Here is a 24563-nt window from a genome sequence, read left to right as displayed (position 1 = left end):
AGGAGACAGGGCCGTTGATCAGGCACTCCCCTCGGCCAAGTCGAGGGCGCGTTGCGCAAGCCACTGGTCGTGGACGGCGCTCGGGGAACGCAGCAGGGAGCGTTGGAGCAGTGCTTCGCTCCGTGCCAGGCGTTTGCGTACCGCGGATGCCGAGACGGACAGCGCGGCGGCCGTCGGGCCGATACGCGCCTCGAGGCGAAGCCAGGTGGCGAGCGTTTGCGCGATGAAGATCGGGACGCCCGCTGCCCGTAGGGGACGGAACTGTCGTTGTGCCCACCCTGGGACTACTACTCCCCGACCCTCCCGGACGGACGACACGGGGACGCGCCCCAGAACTGGAACTGGACCTGACCGCGAGCACCCGCGAATCAGTGCGCTGACCACGATTCGGGCGACTCCATGGGGCCTGCTGTGGAGGCGAACCATGGGCGGGGACGGTGGTCTACGGTCGCGCCATGGTGATCACGTATGAGTGGGACGGCGACTTCGACAACTGTCGGCTCTCAGGCCGCCTCGTGCTCCGGCTGCACGCTTGTTGTCGATGACTGGTCCGGGGTCGTGATGACTGCGGTGCCGTCGGTGAGATGGAGGACGAGGTCGGCCTGGGCCGTCAGGCGCAGGTCGTGGGTGATGAGAAAGGTTGTGCGCCCGGCGGTGAGTCGGCGCAGCGGTGCCATGATGCGCGTGGTGGAGGCATCGTCGAGTCCGGCGGTGGGCTCGTCGAGGATCAGCACGGGCGCGGTGCGGAGCATGGCGCGGGCGAGTGCGATCCTGCGGCGCTGGCCGCCGGACAGGTTGTTGCCCCGTTTGCCGACCGGGGTGTCGTAGCCCTCGGGCAGCGCGCTGACGAAGTCATGGGCGTCGGCCGCGACGGCGGCGGCGAGCACCTCGGCCTCGGTGGCGTCCGGGCGGCCGTAGGCGATGTTGTCGCGGACCGTGCCGTCGAAGAGCATGCTGTCCTGGGCGAGCAGGGTGATGTGGCGGCGCACCTCCTCGACGGGGAGTTCGGCGATGTCCCGGCCGTCGAGCAGGATGCGGCCCCGGGAGGGCTCGTGGAACCGCAGCAGCAGCTTGCCGAGGGTGGACTTGCCGGTGCCGCTGGGTCCGGTGACCGCGACGAGCAGGCCGGGTGCGATGTCCAGGCGCACCCGCTCCAGCACGGGGCGTCCGCTGCCGGCATACGAGAAGCCGACGTCCTGGAAGGTGACAGCGCCGCGGACCGGTTCGGCGAGCGGTGGGACGCCCTCGCGGGGTGCGGTCTCGGGTAGGGGGCCGGTGCGCAGGACTTCGATGAGGCGTTCGCAGGCGGCGGTGGCGGAGGAGGCGCTGACGACGAGCTCGCCGAGCTCCTGGAGTCTGGGATGGAGATAGCCGAGGAAGGCGGCGAAGGAGAGCAGGCCGCCGACGCTGAGATGGTGCTGGGAGATCTGCCAGGCTCCAGCGCCGATCACGGCCAGCACGCTGAGTGTCTCGAGTAGTTCGCCCATCGGCCCGTACACCGACGACAGCCGGATCTGCCGCAGTCCGGCGCGCATCCAGCTGCGTCCCTCGCGATGCACCTTGCTGTACTCGACCTGCTGCCGGCCGTAGGCCTGCACCAGGGGCATGTTGACCAGGCTCTCCTCCAGCAGGGAGGCCAGGCGGCCATTGCTGTCGCGTTCGGCACGGGTGGCGGAGCGCATCAGGGCGCCGAACACGCGGGCACCGAACCAGATCAGCGGGGCGGCGGCCAGGGTGATCAGGGCCAGCTGCCAGCTGGTCCAGAAGGCCGCCGTGGCGAACACCACCGCACCGACGGCGGAGGTGATCAGTTCGACGGGCGCGGAGGTGACCAGCGACTCGACGGTCTCGATGTCGCCGGTCAGCCGGGAGACCAGGTCGCCGGTGCCGAAGCGGTCCAAGGCGTCGGGCGGGACCCGTTGGAGGTGCTGAAAGACCCGGTCGCGCAGGCCGAGCAGGAAGTGCTCGCTGGTCCAGCCGGCGAGGTAGCCGCCCGCCGTGGAGGCAACCGCGCCGGCCAACGCGAGTCCCAGCCAGAGGGCGGCGGGCCCCCAGAAGGCGGCGAGGTCGCCGGGCGTGAGCACGTCGTCGGTGAGCACGCCGACGATCCCGATCGCGCCCGCGTCGCATCCGGCGGAGGTCACCAGCAGCGCGGCGGACGCCAGCACGGCCACCCGATTGACGCTGACCAGCGGCCAGAACATCCGGAACGCGGCCAGAGGGGAGATACGGGCGTGCCGCGTCCGGGGCGAAGAACCGGATCCGGGGCCCGCCCCGGATCCGGCCACGGGCATGGTGACGGGTGCTGCAGTGTGCATGGCCGGCGCTTCCTGGGCACTGCCCGATCCGACGACGTGCCGGGATCCGTCGTGCACCTGTGCTGCACGAACGGACCCCGGCACCGTCTGCCTGTGTGATCGTGTTCCGCGACGCCGTACTACTTGGCGGCGGCCTTCTTGTGCTTCCGGTGGTGGTGCTTCTTCTTGTGGTGCTGGGCCTTGCCGGCCGCGCCGCATTCCTTCTTCTTGGCCTTCTTGGCCAGCGTGATCTTGGCGAAGGACATGCCCATATCCTTTCCTGACAGGACGTCAACCCGCGTTGGTTGCCGCTGACTTCTTCCTGCGTTGCATCTGTGAGTACGGATGCGGCTGATGCCTCATTCAAGAAGGAAGGTGAGCGTTGTCCTATGTTCCCTTACCGGATCCACGCCCGCCGACGCGACCGATTCACCTGCCGGACCGCCTGCCCGTTGCCGCGGAAGAAGATGAGGCCGAGGGGACTGCGGTTGGACCCCTGCAAGCCGGTGATCGGCGACGTGCTGGAGGCGGACCTGACCGCTCCGCCGAGCAGCGGCACACGGTCGAGCGGATCTACGACCGGTTGCTGGACGAGCACACCGAGGCCGAGGAGGCGGCACGGCAGGGGCTGCACGATCTCGATCAGTCGGCGGCCGTCCTCGTGCGTGACCGCTTTGATCGTGACCGCTTTGATGTGGTCTTTGATGCTGCCCTCACCCGCGCGCTCAACGGTCTGGATACGGCGAGGAGCATGACGTCTCCGCCTCCGACGGTGCCCCGGATCGATGGATTGAACATGAGCGGCCTGCGGCGCTCGGCCGTGAGGCGATGGGGTGTCGGTCTCGGACCGCCGGCGCTCGGAGGGCAGAGGACATCGCCGATGACGAATCCGAGATTGTGGGTGCCCCCGCGACTCGGTGCCCGGACGATGAGCCGCGCCGGCAGCGGATCTGCGTGACCGGAGGCGTCGGGAATAGCCTGGAGAAGAGCGGCACCGGGACGGAACGGACCCTCCCGATGCGATTCCTTCACGGAGGGGGACGCAAAACAGGGAGGAAGTGCCATGCCCTGGAATCTGAACGGCACGTACCTGGAGAGTTGCAACTGCGACGTGGTGTGCCCCTGCACCACCTCGGGTCTCACCGCACCGGCCGACCATGAGCGCTGCCAGGTGACCTTCGCGTTCCACGTGGACAGCGGGAACGTGGACGGCGTGGACGTCTCCGACCGCAGCGTCGCCGTCTTCATCGATGCGCCCCGGGTGATGGCCGAGGGTGGCTGGCAGGTGGTGCTGTACCTCGACGCCTCGGCCGAGGACGGCCAGGCGCAGGCTCTGGGCAAGGTCTTCTCGGGCCAGGCCGGCGGGCCGATGGCGGCGCTCACTCCGCTCATCGGCGAGGTCCTCGCTGTGGAGCGCGTCCCCATCGACTACCGCAACGACGGCCGCCTCCACACCGCGCGGGTGGGCGACGCCATCGACATCGAGATTGAGGACCAGGTCGCCCCACAATTCGGCGAGGACGGTCCGGTCATGGGCCTGACCGGCATGTTCCACCCGGTGAACAGCACGCTGACGATCGCCCGGTCCACCCGGGCGACGGGTGCCGGCGTGTACGGCCGGTCCTGGGACTTCTCCGGCGGCAATGGACACTCGGCGCCATTCGCGTGGTCCGCGTGATCGGTGGGCCTGTCACCGTCCGCCGCAGGGCGCGCCCCGCCGCCTTGCTGCTGGTCGTGGCCGCGGCTGCCTGGGGCCTGGTGGTGACGCGCTGGGGCGGCATGCAGGCGACGCCGGGCACCATGAGCCTGGGCCTGCCCGCTTTCCTGGTCATGTGGACGCTGATGACGGCCGCGATGATGCTGCCCGCCACGGCGCCCGTCGCCGCACTGTACGCGCGCACCATCACCGTGCACCGGACGCCGCGCATGGTCGCATTCACGGTCGCCTACCTGCTCGTCTGGGCCGCAGCCGGGCTGCCGGCGTATGGGCTGGCCGCAGGCCTGGGGCAGGCGGCGAAGCTGCCCGCCGCGGCCGGGACCGCAGTGGCCGCGGCCGTGTTCGCGATCAGCGGTCTCTACCAGCTCACGCCTCTCAAAGACCGCTGCCTGGCGATGTGCCGATCACCGATCGGGCTGATGCTGGGCTACGCCTCGTACCCGAGACAGTCGCGTGATCTACGTGCTGGAGCCCACCACGGGGCCTTCTGTCTGGGCTGCTGTTGGTCGCTGATGGTGCTGTTGGCGGCGTTCGGTGTGATGAACCTGTGGGCCATGGTGGTCCTGACCACCGTGATCACCGTTGAGAAGCTCGCTCCGGCCGGCCGCCGAGTGGCCCGTGCCGTGGGGGTCGCTTCGATCGCCCTGGCCTTCGCCGTCTTCTGGGTGCCGGCGCTGGCTCTGGGCCTCACCGGTGGCGGTATGGCCGGGATGTGAGGACGGCCCGTATCCGGCGGAGGGGGGCCAACGCCGGAGGTCTTGTGGATCAGCGGTTCCTCGTCCCGGCGCTGCAACTCCTCCATAAGCCGGACATGGCCGAGGGCGGGGTCGAAGACATCGCCGCTGCCGGGCTCGGAATGCAGCACCCACACCACCAGGTCCCCGGCCTGGCGGGCGAGCCGGACCAGTCGGTCCACCTGGTCGGCGATCTTCGGGTTGGAGATGGTCTCCCACAGCGGGCGGGCGCGGAAGGATTCCCGGACGTCGATGACGATCAATGCTCGGGTCATGCTCCCGGGCCTGGCCCGGAGGCCCACGCGGCGACAGGCCCCATCGGGTCCGGGTACGGACTGATCTGGTCACAGCTGGAGCCGTGACCATTCGCTGCGCAGTCGCCGCCACGCCGCCGTGCTTCCGGCCCTGATGGTCCACGTGGAATGGGCGCTCGCCGCTCTCGACGGCTCGTCCGCCGGAGCGGTGTGTCAACTGCCGGGCGGCGATCTCGTTTTGAGGCCACGTGGTGAGTTCGGTGGGCGGGACGGTCTCGTCGGTTTCTGACTCGATGGGGTGGTGGCGGGCCGTGGCGAGCAGGTCCAGTCCCATGTGGCGGCGGGCCTCGAGGGCGTCACGTACACGAAGACGATCGTCGAATCGTCAACTGCACATCAGCGGCGGCTGAGCACTTGTGATGCGACGTTGAGACTCGCTGCGTGGTCGCACCTTTCGGCCGACGGCATCCGGAGCTTGCCCACCGCCGCTCTGGGGACAGGACACGGGGAGGCCGACGGTGCCTCCTTCAGGAGGGCCGAAGGAAGCGACGGGCGTCGGGTGCTGACGGTCGTGGCCCCCCTACGTGCCCGAGCCGGCCGAGTTCAGGCCGTGGTGAACTCGGGGGCGATACGCGCCGCTGCGGCCGCCGCGTGGCGCTTGACCTCCTCTTCGTCCAGGTGGTCCAGGCCGAGGTCGATCACGAGCCGGTCGGCCTGCTGGCGCGCCAGCGCCTCTAGGGTGTGGGGCAGGCTTTGGCCGTCGATCGGCTGCCCGGACTCCTTCAGCTTCCGGGTGGCCTCCCAGGCGGCCGCGTGGCCGGCCTGCTCCTCGGTGACGAGACGGTCCAGGCTGGAGCCGCCATAGATGACGGTGTGCGCGTCCTTGTACTGCGCGATGCCCTGTGACACGGTTCCTCCTCGCACTAGGCCCGACCGGGCTCTTGCGTGCCGGCCGGATACCGTCCCAGACAAACCCGGCCCGGCCGGCCCGCGCCCGGCAGCGACGTCCGAACGGGTGACCTGCCGGGGGAAACACGCGTTGCGCTAACGGCACTCATGCCCAGCCCGACGACGAACCACGTCGGCTGGCCGCCGCCGTGAGAGAGCTCGTCATTCCCTCAGCGAATGTCCGTGATCGGCTTGCTCCGAAGCTGAGATCGGCTGGGGTGTCGCCCGGTCGCAGCGCTACCCGTGAACGATTGGGCAGCCGGTGTGGTCCTCGCCCAACGTCCGAATGCATATCCGGATTGCCGATCTCTGTCAGCGGTACGTACTCGTGGCGGACCTCCCGTCCCAGCACCGCGCCGAGCGTGCTCGCCATCTGGGCGGGAGTGGGCGCGTCGCCGGCCACGCGGCGAGCGACGTGCGATCCCTCAGGGATCCGGCCACCAGTTCGACGCCTCGGCGGGCCAATTCCCGTGCGGTTTCCCGCAGAGGATCACGTACCGGAGCCCGGAGCCGGACATGGCGGCCGACCAGCGCGTCGGTGACGGCACCGCCCTGCCCGCCGGTTGCCCCCAGTACCAGAATCGGCCCGTTTACCCTCGCGGAACGTCCTTCCCGGCAATCAGGCATGGCCGTCGGTCAACGCAGCGGCCCCACGTAGCCATCCGTCGTGGACGGCAGACGCAGCCGCGCGGCTGCCCGATCGTAAGCACCTGATCGCTCGGCGCATCGCCCCCGATGCACATCTTTGTCCGCAGAGTGTCCGGTCAGCCGAAAACAGGAGCGGCGAGACAGGGAACGCTGACCATGATGCAGAACGTCGACCGGGCGGGATTCCTCAGCAGCCCGATGACATCTTCCACGAGGAGCCGGAGTCGGGCGCCCACGCACGCATGGAACTGTGGCGGGTGGGCGACCTGGATCTCTCCACTCGCGCAATTCAGGCTTCGCGGTGGGTCGCACGGAACGGCAGGTACGCCCCGTGGTAATCGCCCTGCCGGGCGCGCACCGGTTCGGCGACGTTCGCGCCGAACTGGCGGCGCGCCAGGCGGAAGACCCTCGCCCTGGTCCTTCCGGGTACGCGCCCACCGCCCGCGCTGATGACAGGGCCGCCGGCGCAGCGTGCGCACGGCTCACCCAGGGCGGCAAGCCCTCGTCCGCGACGACGAGAGCGGCACCTGCGGTCCCCTCGATGATCTGGGTCTTCTCGCCCACCCCCCGGACCGTGTCCCGCCGCGCGCTGAACCGTGCGGCGGGACACGGCGACCGTCATGCCACAGCGGCGCGTACCGGCCGGGCTTGGGCTCGCTCACCATGTCCGGTGCGCCGGCGTCGGCCAGGGCGTCCCGGTTGCCGAAGCACGCCAGAGGGCCCTCGACGTCTACGTCGCGGGCTTGGCCAGGAGCAGTTCGGTGTCGTGGTCTGCGGCGGTGCCGATGCGGGTGGCGGGGGTGGCGTAGGGGTCGTTGTAGGCGAGTTCCCGGTACAGAGCCGCCAGGCCGGGATCGGAGGTGTCACTGAAGTCGGTCCGGTAGGGGGCGGCGGACTCGATGAGCGTGGTGAACAACGACAGAGTGCCGTCCTGGTTGTCGGCGATCTCGATGATCCGGGCGTGATGCGGGTAATCGACGTGGGAAGCGGTGTTGATCTCCCAGAAGGCGCGTTCAGGGACGGTGTGGCCGTGCGGGATGATCTGGTTGGTGTGGGTGTGCCCATTGACCCAGGCCACGACGTTCGGGAAGCGCTGGAGGAGTCGCGCTGCGGGTTCGGATCCGGGCGCGGGCGATCTCCCGTTTGGACGGGATGCCGAGCAGGGTCGTCAGTTCCTGCTGCCCCGCGGTCTGCGGCTCCGCCGCCGCGCTGCCCAGCTCGGGCATGTATGCCTCGATTCCGTAGTGGTTGAACGGAGCCATGATCGCGAACTGGTTGCCGTAGAAGGCGCGTTCATTGGAGCCGATGACGATCGCGTCGAAGTTCCGGTCGGGGTCGGCCATCGCTGCGAGCAGAGCCGCCGCTTGTGGCCGGCGCGCCCAGGGGACGATGTCGCGACCGCCACCGTCGCCAACCGACCGTCGAGACTGTGCAGTTCCGGCTGAACGTAGCCGGGGGCTGGACGGCACGCTCACGGTGCCGCGAAATCGCGTTGCAGCAGCCCGGCAGTGCGGGTGCCGACAAGAATCCGTGTCTGTAGACGTGACATCGGAGTTGTCGGCAAGCGCGGTCTGAGGGGTCAGTCGATCATGGCCTCCACCTGGGTGGATGATCTATCGGCACCCGCAGTGCCCGTCGGGCGCTGAGGCGCATCCCACATGCGATTGGGGTGGTTCCGGGGTACTTGGAGTGCAGGAACAGCAACCACGACTGTTGTCGTTTGACAACTATGGTCATGAGGCAACAAAGTAGCGGAGTCGCACTGCGCGGGGAAGGATCTGCAATGTTCCGGTGGGCGGAGGTCGCTCCGTGCGCCGGCCATCCAGGCCCCGAAGCGTCGGGGCGAGCGGTGGTCCGGCCCTGTGATCAGGCCGTCTGGTCGTCGGCGTGCGAGCCGGTGTCGTGTATCTGCAGTGTTGCTATGTCGCAGAACGCCTCCAGGCCCTCGAGGAGTGCGGTCCGCTTGGTGGCGGGCATCATCTTCAGTACCGCCTGCAGCTCCTGCTCCCGGCGGGCGCGCACGCCGTCGAGGAAGGCGCGACCGCGGTCGCTGAGATGCAGTTGCACCTCGCGCCGGTCGGCGGGGCTGACCGCCCGCTCCATGAAGCCGGCGGCTACGAGCCGGTCGCAGAGCCGGCTGGTGGACGGCGGGGTGGAGGCGAGCGAGTCGGCGAGGCTGCGCAGATTGATTCCGTCCTGGTGTTCGAGCATCAGGAGCACGCGCATCTGGGACGGAGAGGCCGGCGCGGTCGAGGCCCGGCCCCACAGGACTTCCAGCAACTCCACGGCCGTCGAGGTCACACGCGCGACCTCGGCGGGCTCGGGGCGGGGGCGGAAGACAGTCACCGTCACACTCTCGCAGGCGCCTGGGACGCCCGCCAGCGTACTAGGTGTCGGTAGCGGCAAGAGATGGCTGGGACGGCGCAGCGTGACTCGAACCGGGCGGCCTCCTCGCCCGGGCGGGGTTCGTGTGTGTCAGTCAAAGGATGGGTGTATTTAGGATCATGGACAGATTTGTGACCGCTGAGCGTGCTCTGCGCACGGCGGCCCCACACGAGTTGCTCCACGTCGTGCGCCGCGTGCTCGCGGAAGAGTATGCGGCGCAGTCCGTCGAGTTGTTCATGGCCGACTACGGCCTCACCGTCCTGCAGCCGGTGTCCGTGTTGCCCCACACCGCGGTGCCGGTGCCGGTGCACAGCAGCCCCGCGGGCCGCGCTTTCGGCGCCCAGGAACCGTTCGTGGAGGGCGCCGGCGGGGAATCTGTGCGCGTGCATCTGCCGGTCAGTGTGCGCGGAGACCGGCTGGGCGTGCTCTCGGTCACCCTGCCCGGCGAAGAAGGTGTACGTGGCCTTCTGGGGGAGCTCGCGGACATCGCCCAGGTGCTCGGTCATGAGGTGGTCGTGGCCGAGCGCGACACGGACGTCTACCTGCAGGCGAGGCGCAAGGACCGGCTGACCCTGGCTGCGGAGATGCAGTGGCAGCTCCTGCCCGGCCGCTCCTGCTCCGGGCCGGAGTACGAACTCGGCGCGCAGCTCGAACCGGCTTACGCGATCTTCGGTGACAATTTCGACTGGTCCGCCACGGCGGACCATCTGGTGCTCTATGTCACCAACGGCATGGGAGAGGGCATCGAAGCCTCCCTGCTCACGAACCTCGCCATCAACGCTCTGCGAAACGCCCGGCGGGCCGGGATCGCCATCGACGACCAGGCTGCCTTGGCCGATCAGGCGGTGTACGCCCACTACCAGGGGCGTTGCTATCTCTCGGTGCTGATGTTCGACTTCGACCTCGCCACGGGCCGGGCGAAGGTGGTGGACGCCGGTTCCCCGCAGCTGCTGCGGCTGCGCGACGGCGTGGTCGAACGCGTCACCTTCGAGGCGCAGCTCCCGCTGGGGATGTTCGAGGAGACCGACTATGTGGCTCAGGAGTTCCTGGTCGAGCCCGGCGACCGGCTCGTCTTCGTCAGCGACGGGGTGTACGCGGTCGCCTCGCCGAAGGGTGAGGCGTACGGGGACGCCGCCCTGGCCCGGGCGATCATGTCCACTCGCCTCCTGCCCGCTGCCGAGGTGCCGCGCGCCATCCTGCGTGAGCTGACCGGACATCGCGGACAGTCGGTCCCGAAGGACGACGCCCTGGTTGTCTGTCTGGACTGGCGGGGGCGCTGAGCCGTCGAGACCGCGGGCCGGGTATGTGTCGATGCTGTGTCGCTTCCGCCACACGTGCAGTGTCAATGTTTGTCATGTGGCAATAATTGGCTGGGTTGTGCCGGTCCTGGCGCAGCGGCCTGTTCTCAAGGGAGACGATGCAGGTGTCGGAGCCGGCAGCGGCCGAATCGGCGGCGCGGGAACTGGCGGCGTTCCTCGAGCGCCGTCGTGAACAGATCGCCCAGCGGTGGGCGGGCACGCCTCTTTTCAGGACGGTTTTCACCGTCTCCCGTGACGAGGCCGTGGAGGCGTGCAAGACCGTCGTGGATGCCCTGGCGGACGTGGCCTCGACCGGCCGGCTGGAAAACATAGCCGCTCCTGGCTTCGAGTCGGTGCGTGAGCAACTGGGGCGCATGGCGGCTTCTCGTGCCCGCAGGGGATTCAGCACGGCCCAGATCACGGACGAGGCTGCCGGCCTGCGGGTGACGATCGCCGAGTTGCTGCGTGGCGAGATCCATGACCTGCCCGGTCATGAGGCGCAGGAAGTCTTGTTGGCCGCGACAGTCCTGATGGGGACGCTGAGTCTGGTGATCATGGAGACGACGGTCAACGCCGGCGAAGAGCTGATCGCGCGGCAGCGTCAGCAACTGCTCGAAGTGGCCACCCCCGTGATCAACCTGTGGGAGGGCATCGTCGCCGTGCCCCTGATAGGCACGTTGGACAGTGCCCGCAGCCAAGTGGTCATGGAATCACTGCTGGGGGCCATCGTGGATCAGCGGGCCCGATACGCGATCCTCGACATCACGGGCGTGCCCACGGTCGACTCGCTCGTCGCGCAGCACCTGATGAAGACGGTCGCCGCGGCCCGGCTGATGGGCGCCGAGTGCATCGTCTCCGGCATCCGTCCGGCCATCGCGCAGACCATCGTGCACCTCGGCATCGACCTGGGCTCGGTCCTCACTCGCAGTTCTCTGGCTGACGCCCTGGCCTATGCCCTCACCCAGCAGGGCATCGAGGTCTTCCGCGCGGCCGGTGTGAACCCGCGATGACCACGTCCTTTCCGGGCCATTCGGCCATGGTGCCGGTTCCGGTCCTGGCGCTGGGAAACATCCTTCTGATCTCCCTCCAAGGGGAACTGCACGACAGCGTGGCCGAGCAGCTCCAGCAGGACATCACCCACCGCGTCGCCCGCAGCGAGGTGAGCGGCGTGGTCATCGACGTCTCCGGTGTCGAGATCGTCGACTCGTTCCTGGGGCGTGTCATCGCCGAGATCGCCGCCAGCGCCCGCCTGCTGGCCGCTCGTACCGTCCTGTGCGGGATGCGACCCGCCGTGGCGATCACCCTGGTCGAGCTGGGTCTGACCCTGCCCGGCCTGGTGACCGCCCTTGACGTCGAACGCGCTCTCGAACTGCTCCAGCAGGCCGATTCCGCGACCGCCCCGGGCACACGTGCGGGGTGTGCATGACACCGGACTCCGACCCCGCCACCGCGACGAACCTGCCGATCCGCTCGGACGCGGATCTCGCTTGGGTACGTCACCAGGTGCGGCAGTTCGCGGCCGAAATCGGGTTCGGGCTCGTGCAGCAGACGAAACTCGTCACCGCGGCCAGTGAACTGGCCAGGAACACCCTGGTCCATGGCGGTGGAGGGCAGGCGAAGATCACCGCGCTGGTCGACGGCTCGACGCGTGGACTGCGACTGTCCTTCATCGACACCGGCCCCGGCATTCGCGACGTCGAGCTGGCGATGCGTGACGGTTACACCACCGGGGGCGGTCTCGGGCTGGGCCTCAGTGGAGCCAGGCGACTGGTCGACGAGTTCACCATCGACACCAAGCCCGGTGAGGGCACGGTCGTCACCCTCGTCGCCTGGGCCACCGGCGTTGCCGCCGCTCGTCCGGAGTCCCGATGACGCGCGTCTGGGTCGTCCCGGTGCACGACTCCACCCGAGTGCGTGACGCCCGGGTGGCGACCGAGGAGGCCGGCGCCCGTGCCCGCCTCGACACACATCGCACCGCTGTCGCGGCCCTGGTTGCCACCGAGCTGGCGACCAACTTGCTCAAGCACGCCGGTGGCGGCAGCTTGGTGATCGACCTCGTCGATCGTCCGGGAACGGGCGTCCGCGGTCCGGCAGTGCAACTCGTCGCCCTCGACCACGGCCCCGGCATCCGCGATGTCACCGCGGCCATGCGTGACGGCCACACCACCAGTGAGGCGTCACTCGGCGCAGGACTGGGCACCTGTCTTCGCATCTCCAGCGCGTTCGACCTGTACAGCACCCATCGCGGCACCGTCGCGGTGGCCCGTGTCGACCAGGGCGCCGGGCCGGAGGAGACCTGGTCCGCCTCCCCGGCCGGGGGGATCAACGTCCCCCTTGCACAGGCGGAGTACTCCGGAGACGCCTGGAGCTGCGTCCGGTCGGGCTCTCGCGTGACCCTGATGCTCGCCGACGGCCTCGGCCACGGAGACAAGGCCGCCCAGGCGTCCAGCGCCGCGGTCGACGAGCTGCACCGCGTTGCGCACCTGCCGTCCGCCGAGATTCTGCGGCACCTGAACCTGGCACTACGACCTACTCGCGGGGCAGCGGTCGCCGTGGCCCAGCTGGACTCGGGCAGCGGGGAACTCGTGTTCACCGGGGTCGGCAACGTAGGCGCCCGGCTGCGCACCACAGGCTCATGGGAGCACCTGGTCTCCCACCCCGGCATCGTCGGCGCCCAGTTCCCGGCGACCGTACCCGTGCGTCGCCTGCGCTGGGAGCCGGGCAGCCTGCTCGTCCTGCACAGCGACGGACTGCCGAGCAGGTGGGTGCCGCCCCACGATGCCGACGTCCTCGCCCACAACCCGGCTGTGGTCGCAGCGACCATCCTCCGGGATGCCAGCAGCGCCGCCAGCCCCGTACGCGATGACACCTGTGTGGCCGTCCTGGCCTCCGACCGCCCGGCCGGGCGCCCGTGATCCCGCCGGAGGTCCGGAAGATCACCTCGGTCACCGAGGCCGTCCGCGCCCGGATCTCCGCCGCGCGCCTGACGGCCGCCCTGGGCGCGCCCACGGTCGAACAGGCTCGTTTCCTCACAGCGCTCACTGCGCGCCTGCGCCAGAGTCTCGGCGAGGGCGGTGCGGAACTCGCCCTCACCGTCCAGCCGTCCGCGCCCGACGAGACCTCGGTCGTGCACGCTGTCGCACGGCCCCTCTCACCCGGGCCCAGCCGAACGCCGCCCTGGCGGCTGACTCTCGTCTGTCCCGGACCTCAGAGGGGGAGCCCGTACCACTCGGAAGGACTGGACGACACCACTCAGGCAGAAGCAGTACTGGAGGCGGACGAGGAGACCGCAGCGATCCTGCGCCAGCTGGACGAGACGCAGAGGCAGCTCCGATTGCACCGCGAGGAGCTGCACCAGACCAACCAGGGCGTGCTGGCCCTCCACGCAGAACTGGACGCCGCCGCGCGAATCCAGCGGGACCTGCTCGACGCCGAACGAGCCGCACGCGGCCAGGCGGAGAAGGCGCGAGGCCTGCTGACGTTCCTCGCCGACGCCAGCGCGGCCGTGACCACATCGCTCGACCAGGAGGACATCCTGCGGTGCCTCCCTGAGCTGCTCGTCCCCGGGTACGCGAGCAGGGTCGACGTATGGCTCTTCGACGAACCGGCGAGCTCGAACGGCGCCCACTCCGCCGCGGCGGTCGCAGCCGCCCGCTGTGACCGTCCCCAGCACGCAGGAGCGCACCCTGGTGCACTCCCCGGCATCGACGACCTCCCGCCCTCCGCACTGTCCCCGGACCGGCCGCTGCTGTGCATTCCCCTGACCGCGCGCCGGACCGCCGGCGTGCTGACACTGACCGCACCGGACGACGGCTTCGACGAGGACACCAGCGTGATGCTGGTCGAACTGGCCCGGCGGACCGCCATCGCCCTGGACAACGCCCGCCGGTACGGACAGCACCGGGACACCGCCGAAGCCCTGCAGCGTGCCCAGCTCACCGATCTGCCCGCCACCGAGGGGCTGCACCTGGCGGCCCGCTACCTCCCGGCCACTCGGGGACTCAACATCGGCGGCGACTGGTACGACGCCTTCCCCCAGCCCGACGGCAGCCTGCTGACCGTGGTGGGCGACGTCACCGGACACGGGCTGCGTGCCGCCGTGATCATGGGGCAGCTGCGCACCGCCCTGCGCGCTTACGCGGTCGAGGACGACAGCCCCGCCCGGATCCTCACCCGTCTCCACCGCATGCTGCGCCACCAGCAGCCGAACCTGTACGCGACCGCCGTGATCGCCCGCTTCCGGCCCGGCGACCCCCGCCTCGTATGGGCCGCCGCCGGACACCCTCCGGCCCTGGTCCGTGCGCCCGGCGGCCCCGTGCGCGTGCTGGACACCCGCCCCGGCGTGATGCTCGGAGTGCCCCTGCCCTACGAGTACGAGGACCATACGGCCGAACTGCCGCCCGGCTCGACGCTGGTCCTGTACACCGACGGCCTGGTGGAGCGGCGAGCACATGGCATCGACCCAGGTATCGAACTGCTCGGCCGGACCCTGGCAGCCCTGGGTGAATCCGAGCTGGAGGACCTCGACGTGTGCGCCGAGTCGCTGCTCAAGCCCCTGGTGCACGACTCCGAACGCGACGACGACGTCTGTCTTCTCCTGTGCCGCACCCTTCCGCCCGAGGGCGGGGAACCGGAGTACACCCAGGCCCGCGACATGCGCACCGGCAAGGCCGACGACGTGCCTCGCTCACAGCAAGCCGCACTGGCTGCGCCGACCACTCCGGAGCAGACCCCGACCGCGATAGCGTGGAGGTCACAAGGGGAGAGGATGGAGACACGGTGAATGCCTCTGAACCGCGCCCGTCCGCGGAAGCCCAGCTGCGCGCAGCTCCGCCGCACGCCCTGGTGGCCACCGCCGGCCGCCTGCTGGCGGAGCGCTTCGGCGTCCTGAATGTGACGCTCCTGCTCGCCGACTACGGTCTGAGGTTCCTGCAACCCGTCACTCATCTGCCGCACACCGGCGATCCGGTCTCCGCCCACGACGGCCCCGCCGGTACCGCCTTCACCACCCAGAACCCCGTGCTGGAAGTCACGGCCGACCCGGCCACGCAGATGGTTCACCTGCCCATCACCGTCCGCGGTGACCGCCTCGGAGTGCTCTCCCTCCGCGTGCCCGATACCTCCACCGACCCGGGCACGGTGCTTCAGCTGGGCGACTTCGCCACTGCGTTGGGCCACGAGGTCGCCACGGCGGGCCGGGACACGGATCTGTATCTCCAGGCCCGCCGCACCCGTAGGCTCACCCTCGCCGCCGAGATGCAGTGGCAGCTCCTCCCAGGTCGTGGGTGCGCCCGCGACGAATACGTCATCGGCGCTCACCTCGAGCCGGCCTACGCCATCGGCGGCGACAACTTCGACTGGTCCACCAGCGCCGACCACCTCACGCTCACCGTCACCGATGGCATGGGCGAGGGCATCGACGCCGCCCTCCTCACCAGCCTCGCCGTCGGCGCTCTGCGTAATGCCCGTCGCGCCAGCATCGGCTTCGCGGACCAGGCATGCCTCGCCGACCAGGCCATCTACTCCCAGTACGGAGGCAAGATGTACGCCTCCACCCTTCTCCTGCGCTTCGACCTCGGCACCGGCACGGTGTGTGCGGTCGACGCCGGATCCCCCCGGCTCTACCGCCAGCGCGGTACCACGATCGAACGCGTCGAACTCGAGGCCCAGCTGCCCCTCGGCATGTTCGAGGAGACCCTCTACGAGGAGCAGACCTTCCAGGTCGAGGCAGGTGACCGCCTGGTCGCCATCAGTACCGGCGTCCACGGCACCCGGTCGGCGACCGGAGAGGTTTTCGGCGAGGGCGTCCTGCGCCAGATCCTGAGCGCGACCCGGCAGACCTCGCCTCACGAGGCGGCACGAGCAGTCGTCGCCGGTTTGATCGAACACGTCGGCAGCGAGGGCCTCGTCTCCGACGCCGCCGTCGTCTGCCTCGACTGGGCAGGGCGCGATGCCGGGGGGACCCCACGGCGCGGCTGAACCGCTGACCCTAAGGCGCCCGCGGTGGCTGGCGAAAGGCTTGGCCCGGAGCGGCAAGGAAGGCTTTCATGCCACGGATCAGCGCCGATCGCTCCGCAGGTTCCATGGCCGCCAGTACTTCTGCCAGGGCCTGGGTGCGCTGACGGGCCACATCTTCCAGAACGCGGCGCCCCTGACCGGTGAGCCTGAGCTGCACCTCGCGACGGTTGTGCGGATGCAGCGCGCGCTCGAGCATGCCCGCTGCCTCCAGCCGGTCACAGAGACGGCTGGCGGTGGGAAGCCCTATGTCCATTCGCTCCGCCAAGCCCGTGAGATTCACCTCCGGTGCCGTCTCCAGAGCCCGAAGCGCCCGCAGTTGGTGGAGGGACAACCGTATCGTCGCCTCCTGAGCTGCCACGGACCACAGGTTCGCAAGACGCTCCACGGCATCGGCGATCTCGCGCGCGCCGACGCTCGGATCGTCACCCGAACCCTCAGCGCGGTAGTCAGCGCCACCGGGAAGTGTCACGAACAAATCACTTTCAGTGAGACTGGGTGTTGCGGGAACACCCCACATTCAATCGCGGTACCCAGTGAGCCGGAGTGCAACCGGTGTCATCCGAGGCTCACGGCCATCCGGCCGTGCCAGGTGCACACGGGCGGGCGCCCTGCCTCCCAGCCGGTGCGGGGGCATGGGCGGCGAATCCGAGGGAGACGGCCAACAGGAGCAGCACCGACAAGGTGCCGCCAGGCGCCATTTCCCTCATCAGCAGCCCGGCCCGGCGTCCGGGCCGGGCTGCTGAACCCGGGTACCGGGCCGGGGGCCGCAGGGCGTCTGGGGGCGTACTGCGGTGGCCGGTCGTGCCCGCGGTCGCCGTCGCCCCGGTGCTCGTCCTGCGCCGTGCGGACCCTGTGCCTTCCCGCCCTGTCGGGCGACAGCTGCAACCCGGCCCCAGCGCTCCCGCTCCGCCGAGGAAGACTGTCCGTGCCAGGTGAAAGCGGCAGCCCAGTCGGTGACGTCGTCGTTCCAGACCGCCACCGGTGGACGGACAGCGCCGCCCACCATCGAGTCGCGCGACCGTCCGCCTCATCCATGAGGCGGATGCTCTCACCCCTTCGGGCCGCTTTCTGACTCAGAGACACCTCCTGCCGTGCGCCCGCCCGCGGCCTTTCCACGGCCAGGCGCGGCACATCCGGTCCGGGCGGTGCGTGAAGGCTTGCTCGCGAGTCTCCCGGACAGCAGGGCGTCACAAGCGGGCGGATGAACAGAGGAGTGCCCACCGGCGGGGAGATCCGTCGCCACTCGGCCACGCCCAACCGGACCCCCAGGTGTTGCTCGGCATCTACGCGCTTCCGCATCGAGGCCCGACCCCGGCGAAAATCACCGGCGCTGCACTGCGGCCCCCGTCGCCGACGTCATCCGTGCCGGCCGGAATGCCCGAACGGAATTCGACAGCCAACTGCTGTGGCAACTGGGGTGGTGAACGTGTGGCGGGCCGTGCCTCGAAAATTCTTGCATTGAAACTGACGCCCGTGCGGGTCTGGCGGTGGACAGATGATGGAACCTGCGGTGTAGTTTCGCCCGCTCTGCCTTTGGAATCCGGGGGCTATGAGGGCTACGGCGGGGTGCGGCATATCTGTGCGTACGGCGTTCCCTGGCTTCCCGTGCGCGGTTGCTAGAAGGTGTTCCCGCGTAGGCTGAGTTCGGCTATGACCTCTTTGCCGTCGTCGAGGCGGACCGTGTGGAACCGTTCGCAGAGCCGGGTGATCAAATGCATGCCGTGTCCCCCGATGCGGCTGGGGTCGGGGACCAGCAGTCGCGGCGGTCGCGCTGAACAGTCGCGGACGGTGATGCGCAGCAGGCCGCTCTCGGAGTCGAGTTCCAACAGAAGTCGGCCGGGGCCGGGTGCGTGACGCAGTGCGTTGGTGACGAGTTCACTGACGACGATCTGGGCGTCCTGGCCCGTCTGGTCGTCGGAGGGGTGTCCGGCGTGGACGAGCAGCGTGCGAACGGCCTGTCGGGTGTAGGCGATGGATGTCCCTTCGCTGCTCCAGGTGGCGCCGTAGCGCAGGGGTGCTGCCGAGTCGCGCTCATCCGTCGCCTGCTTTCTGAGCGGGATGACCATGGAATTTCCTGTGCAGTGAGTTCGGCTTTCTGGTTACTGATCGTTTTCGGTTGGCTTTTTTCGCCTACCCGCTCTCGCCACGCTCATGGGGGTGACCGCTGAACACGGTCTCTTGTAGGGGTCCGAGTCAAAGGTCGTGAAGTGTTTGAGGCTGCCGCTGATGGTCAAATGCCGTCCGACCGAGGGGCGCAGGGCTCCCCTCAGCATGAACTCGCTTTCATCTGAGCGGCGTTGTCGCGTGCTGCAGAAGCATGCTGTCGGCGAAGGTGACATGGGCGAGATCCACCACTGTAGTGACAAGTGCCGCGAGGTCGGCGTTCTCCCAGGCCGTCCTCCCAAATGACCCCTTCGGTCCGCCGCGTCACGCGAGTCGCTGCCGCGCCTCGTCGAGGAGGCCGTCAAACGACCCGCAGACTCCGGCGCTGTGAGCAGCGCCGGTGGGCGGTCTTTGTGCCAGGGATACGGTCGGCTCAAAGGAAGCGCCGGAGCGGGGTGACCGCGGCTTCCTTGGCGCGTTGCAGTACCGCCCGCCGTCTCCATCGCGGGAGGTCGATCTCCACACTGCGCAGCAGGTCTGCCTCGTAGTCGCGGTCGAGGGCGCCGGTGAACGTCTCGTCCAGGACTGCGAGCATGACCTCTTCGTCGTGGTCCATGGACCGGCGGTTGAAATTGGTGGATCCGATGAGGGAGGCGACCGAGTCCACGGTGATGATCTTGGCGTGCATCATGGTCGGCTGGTACTGACGGATGTGCACGCCCGCCTGCAGCAGCTGTGTGTAGTGGTGCTGACCGGCGAGCTGACAGGTGCGCTGGTCAGTGTGGGGTCCTGGCAGCAGGATCTCGACTCGCACGCCTCGACGCGCTGTATCGCACAGCAGGTCGATGAAATAGGTGTCGGGGGCGAAGTAGGCGGTGGCCAGCCGGAAGCGTTCCTCGGCGGAAGTGAGCATGACGCGGATGAGGGTCTGCATGTCCTGCCAGCCGATGCTCGCGGAGCCGCGGACGACCTGCACCACCGACGAGCCGACCTGCGGATGCTCCGTGAAGCGATCACGGTCGTCGAAGAGTTCGTCGTGGCACTCCGCCCAGTTCTGTGCGAACGCGGCCGCGATGCCGTCCACGGCCGGACCGCGGACCTGGACGTGGGTGTCTCTCCACTCGGCGGGGTTGCGTGCATCACCACACCATTCCTCCGCGATGCCGACACCGCCGGTGAAGGCGGTGTGCTCGTCGACGACGAGGGCCTTGCGGTGACAGCGGTGATTCTGCTTGAACGGCGACAGCCACACGGGTTTGCGGAACCAGGCCACCTGTACACCCGCGGCGCTCATGAGGTCGAGCAGTCGCCCCTCGATCTCTTTGGCGCCGAAGCCGTCGAGCAGCAGCCGCACCCGCACCCCCGCGCGGGAGCGCTCGGCCAGAGCGGCGGCGAAATCATGGGCGATCTGCCCCCGCCAGTACACGAACGTCATCAAGTCGATGGTGTGCCGAGCCGAACGGATCGCCCCGAGCATCGCGGGGAAGATCTCATCGCCGTTGCGCAGGGGCACCAGCTCGTTTCCCTCAGTGGCGGCCACACCGATCAGCCGCTCCAGGCGGCGGCGCAGGCGCTGCTTGCGCGCCGCCGTGTCAGGTGTGGTGCCGCGAGACGGGGGTGCCGGTACACCGTCGAGTATCACGCCGAATCCCCCACTGGGCCATGAAGACAGAAGCTGGTGGGCCGCAGGACGAGCCCGAACAAGCGATTGCCCGGCGGACACCCTCTTACTCCAGCCGTCCGCCGGGCCCAGCCCACCCGCAATCGGACACGACTCCGTTCATCCAGTGCGTCGCGCTCCTCGAAAGAGGGGGCTCCACACCACAGCGGGAGTCCACAGCAGGGGTGTGCGCCGGCAGCTTGGACGGCGCCCAGCACTCCTGCCTGACGAAGCCCTCTCCTGCGTGAGATCGAGGGTGCCCAGGGCCTCAGCGGGCCATCAGAGCCACGGCGAGGCAGGATTGGATGCCGGCCTCGGTGCCGGCCTCGGCGAGCTGTGCCGCGGCTTGGGCATCTCGGGCGATGGCGGCGAGGCCGTCGTGGGTCAGCGGCGGTGCACCGCCACGGGGCGGGCGCTGCTAGGCACTGTGTGACGAGCCGGGCAGCGTTCTGGTGAGCGAGTTTGCTTGAGGACTCGACAGCACGATCCGGCCCTGAGCATCCAGCACTGCCGTCGCCGGGCGAGGCTAGTCCACCGACCCGACCGGCTCTGCCGGATCTGCGCCTGTGGGGTCCGAGGCGGTCCGAGGCGGTGGCGGGCCGTTCGGCGTCAGCCATATGCGGCCTCCTTCGCCATGACGCCCCGGAGCCTCCCCCGATCCGCCCGCTGGCGGACCTTGCGGTCCCGTCCCATCCGCCGGTGACGGTGGGGACCGTCGGCATGCTTGAACCTGCTGGTTTCCCACCGCAAGAACGGCGTGAGCCTCGTCAAACGGAGTCGACACACACCACTACGGCGTAGGAGCCGAGGCCGATGAGACGGTCTCCGGAGATGTCCCCTAGAGCTGTGTACAGGGTGCGGATCCGTCCGGTCGTGTCGTCGAAGGCGATGTCCTTGACAGTACCGTGGGCAGTGCCGTCCTCGGTCAGGACGGAGTGTCCCATCGCCTCTTGGTGAGCTGGGAACCTGTCGTGACGGGTGTCGGTGGCGGCGCGGGAGTGCACGATGACGGCGTCCCGTCCCATCCCTTTGATCGCGTGCCAGGCGACGGTAGCAGCGTGCTTCGGGGCTCCGGACAGGCGAAGGCAGGCGACGCTTTTGGTGTGGGCGTCGATGGTCAGGCCTTCCACTCGCCCCAGCGGCTCGGCCTCTTCCGCGGTGATCACGGGAAGGCCCTGAGCCTGAGTGAACAGCATCATCCCTGGCCCTCTTCTCCGATACCGGCCGTGCCCGCGTACTGCTCGGCGGTGTGCGCGCGGAAGGCTTCGACCTGGGCGCTGAAGCTGGGCAGGTCGTCGGCGACGAAGTGGCGGGCGTGCGCGGGAACCACCAGGGCCCGTCCGGAGACGGCCAGTGTCTCTCCGCGTGGGATGAACGCCTTCCGCTCCCGGTCCTCCGGGTTTTCGCGGGCGGCGATCTCGAATCCGATCACCCGTCCGCTGCTGCCGGCCTCGATCACGACATCCAGGACCGTGCCGATCTCCGCCCCCTGATCCGTGAGGACGGGCGCGCCGATGACCTGGCCGTGTCCGGCTTCGCCGGCTCCCACGACCAAGTCCCGCTTCTCCAGGACCGCCTCACTGAGAATCATCACGGCGGACGGCCCGATGGCGTGCACCTCGGAGAAAGGCAGGCTCTCCTTGAGGGGACCGGCCAACAGGCCGCGTCCGCTCAGGGTGAAACCGGTGATCCGGCCCGCCTGAGCGTCGAAGACGGTGTCCTTGATCTGGGCGACGGCCTCGCCTCCCAGCGTCACGACCACTCGTTTGGTCAGTTCCGAGGCCAGCATGAGTGCGATCACCGCGGATCCTCCCGACTGGTCCGGTGGCCCGTACGCACCGCGATCACGGTGCCGCTGCGGCGTCTGGCCTGAACCGCCAGCGTCGCCGCGGCGAGCAAGCCCACCGCCAAGATGAGGAGTACCACCCAGCCCCACCACTCCATCGCCGACCTCCTCCTACCGTCCGACTTCGCCGTTGGCCGTCGTTCTGTCCGGCGGTCCCTGGGCTATCCGCTTGCCCGCAGTACGGGTTCGCACGCCTTCCGCGGTCGGAGTCGGCGGACCAGGTCACCCCTGGGAGTGACTCCGCCGGGGGCAGACGGCTGCGCGGGATTCCTTCCTCCACCGAGGACGTCGTGAGAGCGACCACCGGGATGTGGCGAGGCCCTCGTAGGACTTGAGGAGATCGAGGTCGGGAGTTGAGATCAATTGTCCTGGTGAGCCCGGAGGACGAGCACGGAGCGGCCCTCGACCTCCACTTCGCTGCCGCCCTTGATCAGCGGCCGGTACTCGGTGTACGGGATGGCGGTGTCCACCTCCACCGCCCACCACGGATCGAGCCCTTCGGGAACGGTGAAGCCGAGAGCCTGGCTGTGGGCGTTGAACAGGAGGAGGAACGAGTCGTCCTCCACGCGCAGGCCCCGCAGGTCCGGTTCCGTGATGGCCCTGCCGTTGAGATGGACCATCAGGGACCTGGCGAAGCCGGTGTCCCAGTCGGTGTCGGTCATCTCCCGCCCGGCAGGGGTGAACCAGGTGAGGTCCTTCACCGCCTCGCCGGATGCCTGCGCCGCCCGTCCCCTGAAGAACCGTCGCCGACGGAAGACGGGGTGCTCGCGGCGCAGGGTGATCAGCTTACGGGTGAAGTCGAGCAGCTCGCTTCCTTCGGTGACCTGTGCCCAGTCGATCCAGGTCAGTTCGTTGTCCTGGCAGTAGGCGTTGTTGTTGCCGCGCTGGGTGCGGCCGAGTTCGTCGCCGTGCAGCAGCATGGGTACGCCCTGGGAGAGCAGCAGGGTGGCGAGGAGGTTGCGCTGCTGGCGGGCGCGGAGCGCGAGAACGCCGCGATCGTGGGTGGGGCCTTCGGCACCGCAGTTCCACGAGCGGTTGTGGTCTTCGCCGTCGTGGTTGCCCTCGCCGTTGGCCTCGTTGTGCTTGCCGTTGTGCGAGACGAGGTCGCGCAGGGTGAAGCCGTCGTGCGCGGTGACGAAGTTGACCGAGGCATAGGGCCGGCGGCCGTCGTTCTGGTACAGGTCGGAGGAGCCGGTGAGGCGGGAGGCGAACTCGCCGAGCGTGCCGCCTTCGCCGCGCCAGAAGTCGCGTACGGTGTCGCGGTACTTGCCGTTCCACTCGGTCCACAGCGGCGGGAAGTTGCCGACCTGGTAGCCGCCGTCGCCCACGTCCCAGGGCTCGGCGATGAGCTTCACTCGGGAGATGACCGGGTCCTGCTGGACGAGGTCGAAGAACGACGACAGCCGGTCCACCTCGTGAAACTGGCGCGCCAGGGTGGCGGCCAGGTCGAAGCGGAAGCCGTCGACGTGCATCTCGGTCACCCAGTAGCGCAGCGAGTCCATGATGAGCTGCAGGGTGTGCGGGTGGTTCATCCGCAGGCTGTTGCCCGTGCCGGTGGTGTCCCAGTAGAAGCGCGGATCCTCCGGGGACAGGCGGTAGTACGCCGCGTTGTCCAGTCCGCGCAGCGACAGCACGGGCCCGAGGTGGTTGCCCTCGGCGGTGTGGTTGTAGACAACGTCGAGGATGACCTCGATGCCTGCCTCGTGCAGGGCCCTGACCATCGAGCGGAACTCCTGCACCTGTTCGCCTCGCTGCCCGGACGAGCAGTAGGCGTTGTGCGGGGCGAAGAAGCCGATGGTGTTGTATCCCCAGTAGTTGGACAGTCCTCGCTCCACCAGCGCGTGGTCCTGGACGAACTGGTGGACCGGCATCAACTCCACTGCGGTGACACCCAGCTTGACGAAGTAGTCGAGCATGGCCGGGTGCGCCAGTGCGGCGTACGTGCCGCGCATCGCCTCCGGTATCGCCGGGTGGGTCTTCGTCATGCCCTTCACATGGGCCTCGTAGATCACGGTCTCGTGATACGGGATGTGCGGTGGGTGGTCGTTGCCCCAGTCGAAGAAGGGGTTCACCACCACCGACTTCGGCGCGTACGGAGCGGAGTCGAGGTCGTTGCGCCGGCCGGGAGCGTCGAAGTGGTAGGGGAACAGCGCCTCGTTCCAGTCGACCTCACCCTCGATCGCTCTGGCGTAGGGGTCTAGCAGCAGCTTGCCCGGGTTGCAGCGCTCACCACGCTCGGGCCGGTACGGGCCGTGGACCCGGAACCCGTAGCGCCGGCCCGGGCCGACGCCGGGCAAGTAGATGTGGTGGACGAAGCCGTCCACTTCCTTCAGCACGACGCGCTCTTCGGCGCCGTCTTCATCGAAGAGACACAGCTCCACGCGCTCGGCCACTTCGGAGAACACGGCGAAGTTCGTCCCGGCACCGTCGAAGGCCGCACCCAAGGGCGACATCTGTCCCGGTCGCGGGCCTACCTCGGTGTTTTCCTGCCAGATACGCACGTCACGCCCCTCCCCAACGCGGATGGTGGGCAGCCCCGCCTCGTTCGTTCCCTTTTGCCCTCGTCCCCGGTGAGCATGCGCGTTGCTGCCCTGCACGACCAAGGGTGACGAGTACGACGTCGCAGCACATCGTCGACGTACGTTCAAGGGATGC

General features: G+C 69.0%; 23 protein-coding genes and 2 pseudogenes. 10 read left to right on the top strand and 15 right to left on the bottom strand.

Going from position 1 to position 24563, the window contains the following annotated elements:
* Positions 1–18: 18 nt before the first annotated feature.
* From ABZ919_RS05070 to ABZ919_RS05060, 3 genes are all read right to left on the bottom strand, one after another.
* Complete coding sequence (locus ABZ919_RS05070) at positions 19–426, bottom strand: helix-turn-helix domain-containing protein (protein ID WP_361242966.1); 408 nt, start codon at positions 424–426, stop codon at positions 19–21.
* Positions 427–503: 77 nt separating this feature from the next.
* Positions 504–2318, bottom strand: a complete 1815-nt coding sequence (locus tag ABZ919_RS05065; RefSeq protein WP_361242964.1) for an ABC transporter ATP-binding protein — start codon at positions 2316–2318, stop codon at positions 504–506.
* A gap of 119 nt (positions 2319–2437) precedes the next feature.
* Positions 2438–2563: a hypothetical protein gene (locus ABZ919_RS05060; RefSeq protein WP_361242962.1), complete on the bottom strand. Its 126-nt coding sequence runs from the start codon at positions 2561–2563 to the stop codon at positions 2438–2440.
* Between the two features lie 116 nt (positions 2564–2679).
* On the opposite strand from ABZ919_RS05060, the gene ABZ919_RS05055 reads away from it, so the two are divergent.
* The 3 genes from ABZ919_RS05055 to ABZ919_RS05045 all read left to right on the top strand — a co-directional run bounded on the left by ABZ919_RS05055 (position 2680) and on the right by ABZ919_RS05045 (position 4730).
* Positions 2680–3255 carry a hypothetical protein gene (locus ABZ919_RS05055; protein ID WP_361242960.1) on the top strand — a complete coding sequence of 192 codons (576 nt, stop codon included), beginning with the start codon at positions 2680–2682 and terminating at the stop codon, positions 3253–3255.
* Between the two features lie 105 nt (positions 3256–3360).
* Positions 3361–3975, top strand: coding sequence for a DUF1326 domain-containing protein (locus tag ABZ919_RS05050; protein WP_361242958.1), 615 nt, complete (start codon positions 3361–3363; stop codon positions 3973–3975).
* The gene (locus tag ABZ919_RS05045) at positions 3972–4730 is read left to right on the top strand and encodes a DUF2182 domain-containing protein (RefSeq protein WP_361242956.1); all 759 of its coding nucleotides are present in this window, start codon (positions 3972–3974) and stop codon (positions 4728–4730) included. Before ABZ919_RS05050 ends, ABZ919_RS05045 begins: the two co-directional genes overlap by 4 nt.
* A 35-nt stretch (positions 4731–4765) precedes the next feature.
* On the opposite strand, the pseudogene ABZ919_RS05040 reads toward ABZ919_RS05045, so the two are convergent.
* From ABZ919_RS05040 to ABZ919_RS05015, 6 genes and pseudogenes are all read right to left on the bottom strand, one after another.
* Positions 4766–5023, bottom strand: a pseudogene (locus ABZ919_RS05040) (isochorismatase family protein); the annotation flags it as partial.
* A gap of 582 nt (positions 5024–5605) precedes the next feature.
* Positions 5606–5911 carry a DUF3759 domain-containing protein gene (locus ABZ919_RS05035; protein WP_361242954.1) on the bottom strand — a complete coding sequence of 102 codons (306 nt, stop codon included), beginning with the start codon at positions 5909–5911 and terminating at the stop codon, positions 5606–5608.
* Between the two features lie 351 nt (positions 5912–6262).
* A complete protein-coding gene (locus ABZ919_RS05030; RefSeq protein ID WP_361242953.1) occupies positions 6263–6577 on the bottom strand; it encodes an NmrA family NAD(P)-binding protein in 315 nt (104 codons plus the stop codon).
* Positions 6578–7328: 751 nt separating this feature from the next.
* Positions 7329–7700 (bottom strand): annotated as a pseudogene (locus tag ABZ919_RS05025) (TIGR03767 family metallophosphoesterase); the annotation flags it as partial.
* Positions 7612–7941, bottom strand: coding sequence for a hypothetical protein (locus ABZ919_RS05020; RefSeq protein WP_361242951.1), 330 nt, complete (start codon positions 7939–7941; stop codon positions 7612–7614). The pseudogene ABZ919_RS05025 and the gene ABZ919_RS05020, both read right to left, overlap by 89 nt.
* A 523-nt stretch (positions 7942–8464) precedes the next feature.
* The gene (locus ABZ919_RS05015; RefSeq protein WP_361242949.1) at positions 8465–8950 is read right to left on the bottom strand and encodes a MarR family transcriptional regulator; all 486 of its coding nucleotides are present in this window, start codon (positions 8948–8950) and stop codon (positions 8465–8467) included.
* Between the two features lie 152 nt (positions 8951–9102).
* Here ABZ919_RS05015 and ABZ919_RS05010 point away from each other — a divergent pair, with 152 nt between their 5' ends.
* The 7 genes from ABZ919_RS05010 to ABZ919_RS04980 all read left to right on the top strand — a co-directional run bounded on the left by ABZ919_RS05010 (position 9103) and on the right by ABZ919_RS04980 (position 16260).
* Positions 9103–10263, top strand: coding sequence for a PP2C family protein-serine/threonine phosphatase (locus ABZ919_RS05010; protein ID WP_361242947.1), 1161 nt, complete (start codon positions 9103–9105; stop codon positions 10261–10263).
* A gap of 137 nt (positions 10264–10400) precedes the next feature.
* Entirely contained in the window at positions 10401–11291 is an 891-nt protein-coding gene (locus ABZ919_RS05005) for an STAS domain-containing protein (protein ID WP_361242945.1), read from the top strand.
* Entirely contained in the window at positions 11288–11707 is a 420-nt protein-coding gene (locus tag ABZ919_RS05000) for an STAS domain-containing protein (protein WP_361242943.1), read from the top strand. Before ABZ919_RS05005 ends, ABZ919_RS05000 begins: the two co-directional genes overlap by 4 nt.
* On the top strand, positions 11704–12153 hold the full coding sequence (locus ABZ919_RS04995; RefSeq protein ID WP_361242941.1) for an anti-sigma regulatory factor: 450 nt from the start codon (positions 11704–11706) through the stop codon (positions 12151–12153). The genes ABZ919_RS05000 and ABZ919_RS04995 overlap by 4 nt, the downstream gene beginning before the upstream one ends.
* On the top strand, positions 12150–13196 hold the full coding sequence (locus tag ABZ919_RS04990) for a SpoIIE family protein phosphatase (protein WP_361242939.1): 1047 nt from the start codon (positions 12150–12152) through the stop codon (positions 13194–13196). The genes ABZ919_RS04995 and ABZ919_RS04990 overlap by 4 nt, the downstream gene beginning before the upstream one ends.
* The gene (locus ABZ919_RS04985) at positions 13193–15064 is read left to right on the top strand and encodes a SpoIIE family protein phosphatase (RefSeq protein WP_361242937.1); all 1872 of its coding nucleotides are present in this window, start codon (positions 13193–13195) and stop codon (positions 15062–15064) included. The genes ABZ919_RS04990 and ABZ919_RS04985 overlap by 4 nt, the downstream gene beginning before the upstream one ends.
* Positions 15061–16260, top strand: a complete 1200-nt coding sequence (locus ABZ919_RS04980) for a PP2C family protein-serine/threonine phosphatase (protein WP_361242935.1) — start codon at positions 15061–15063, stop codon at positions 16258–16260. Before ABZ919_RS04985 ends, ABZ919_RS04980 begins: the two co-directional genes overlap by 4 nt.
* 10 nt (positions 16261–16270) lie before the next feature.
* Here ABZ919_RS04980 and ABZ919_RS04975 read toward each other — a convergent pair whose 3' ends face one another.
* The 6 genes from ABZ919_RS04975 to glgX all read right to left on the bottom strand — a co-directional run bounded on the left by ABZ919_RS04975 (position 16271) and on the right by glgX (position 24361).
* Positions 16271–16774, bottom strand: coding sequence for a MarR family transcriptional regulator (locus ABZ919_RS04975; RefSeq protein WP_361242933.1), 504 nt, complete (start codon positions 16772–16774; stop codon positions 16271–16273).
* 1141 nt (positions 16775–17915) lie between these two features.
* A complete protein-coding gene (locus ABZ919_RS04970; RefSeq protein WP_361242931.1) occupies positions 17916–18365 on the bottom strand; it encodes an ATP-binding protein in 450 nt (149 codons plus the stop codon).
* Between the two features lie 470 nt (positions 18366–18835).
* Positions 18836–20044, bottom strand: a complete 1209-nt coding sequence (locus ABZ919_RS04965) for a phospholipase D-like domain-containing protein (protein ID WP_361242929.1) — start codon at positions 20042–20044, stop codon at positions 18836–18838.
* A gap of 785 nt (positions 20045–20829) precedes the next feature.
* A complete protein-coding gene (locus tag ABZ919_RS04960; protein WP_361242927.1) occupies positions 20830–21261 on the bottom strand; it encodes a PRC-barrel domain-containing protein in 432 nt (143 codons plus the stop codon).
* Positions 21258–21863 (bottom strand): PRC-barrel domain-containing protein, encoded by a 606-nt coding sequence (locus tag ABZ919_RS04955; RefSeq protein ID WP_361242925.1) that lies wholly within the window; start codon positions 21861–21863, stop codon positions 21258–21260. The genes ABZ919_RS04960 and ABZ919_RS04955 overlap by 4 nt, the downstream gene beginning before the upstream one ends.
* A gap of 404 nt (positions 21864–22267) precedes the next feature.
* Positions 22268–24361, bottom strand: coding sequence for a glycogen debranching protein GlgX (gene glgX, locus ABZ919_RS04950; RefSeq protein WP_361242923.1), 2094 nt, complete (start codon positions 24359–24361; stop codon positions 22268–22270).
* Positions 24362–24563 lie beyond the last annotated feature (202 nt).

The organism is Streptomyces sp. NPDC046759 (genome assembly GCF_040645475.1).
Classification (GTDB): domain Bacteria; phylum Actinomycetota; class Actinomycetes; order Streptomycetales; family Streptomycetaceae; genus Streptomyces.
The sequence above is the reverse complement of the archived record's forward strand: the minus strand, read 5'-3'. Positions and strand labels throughout refer to the sequence as shown.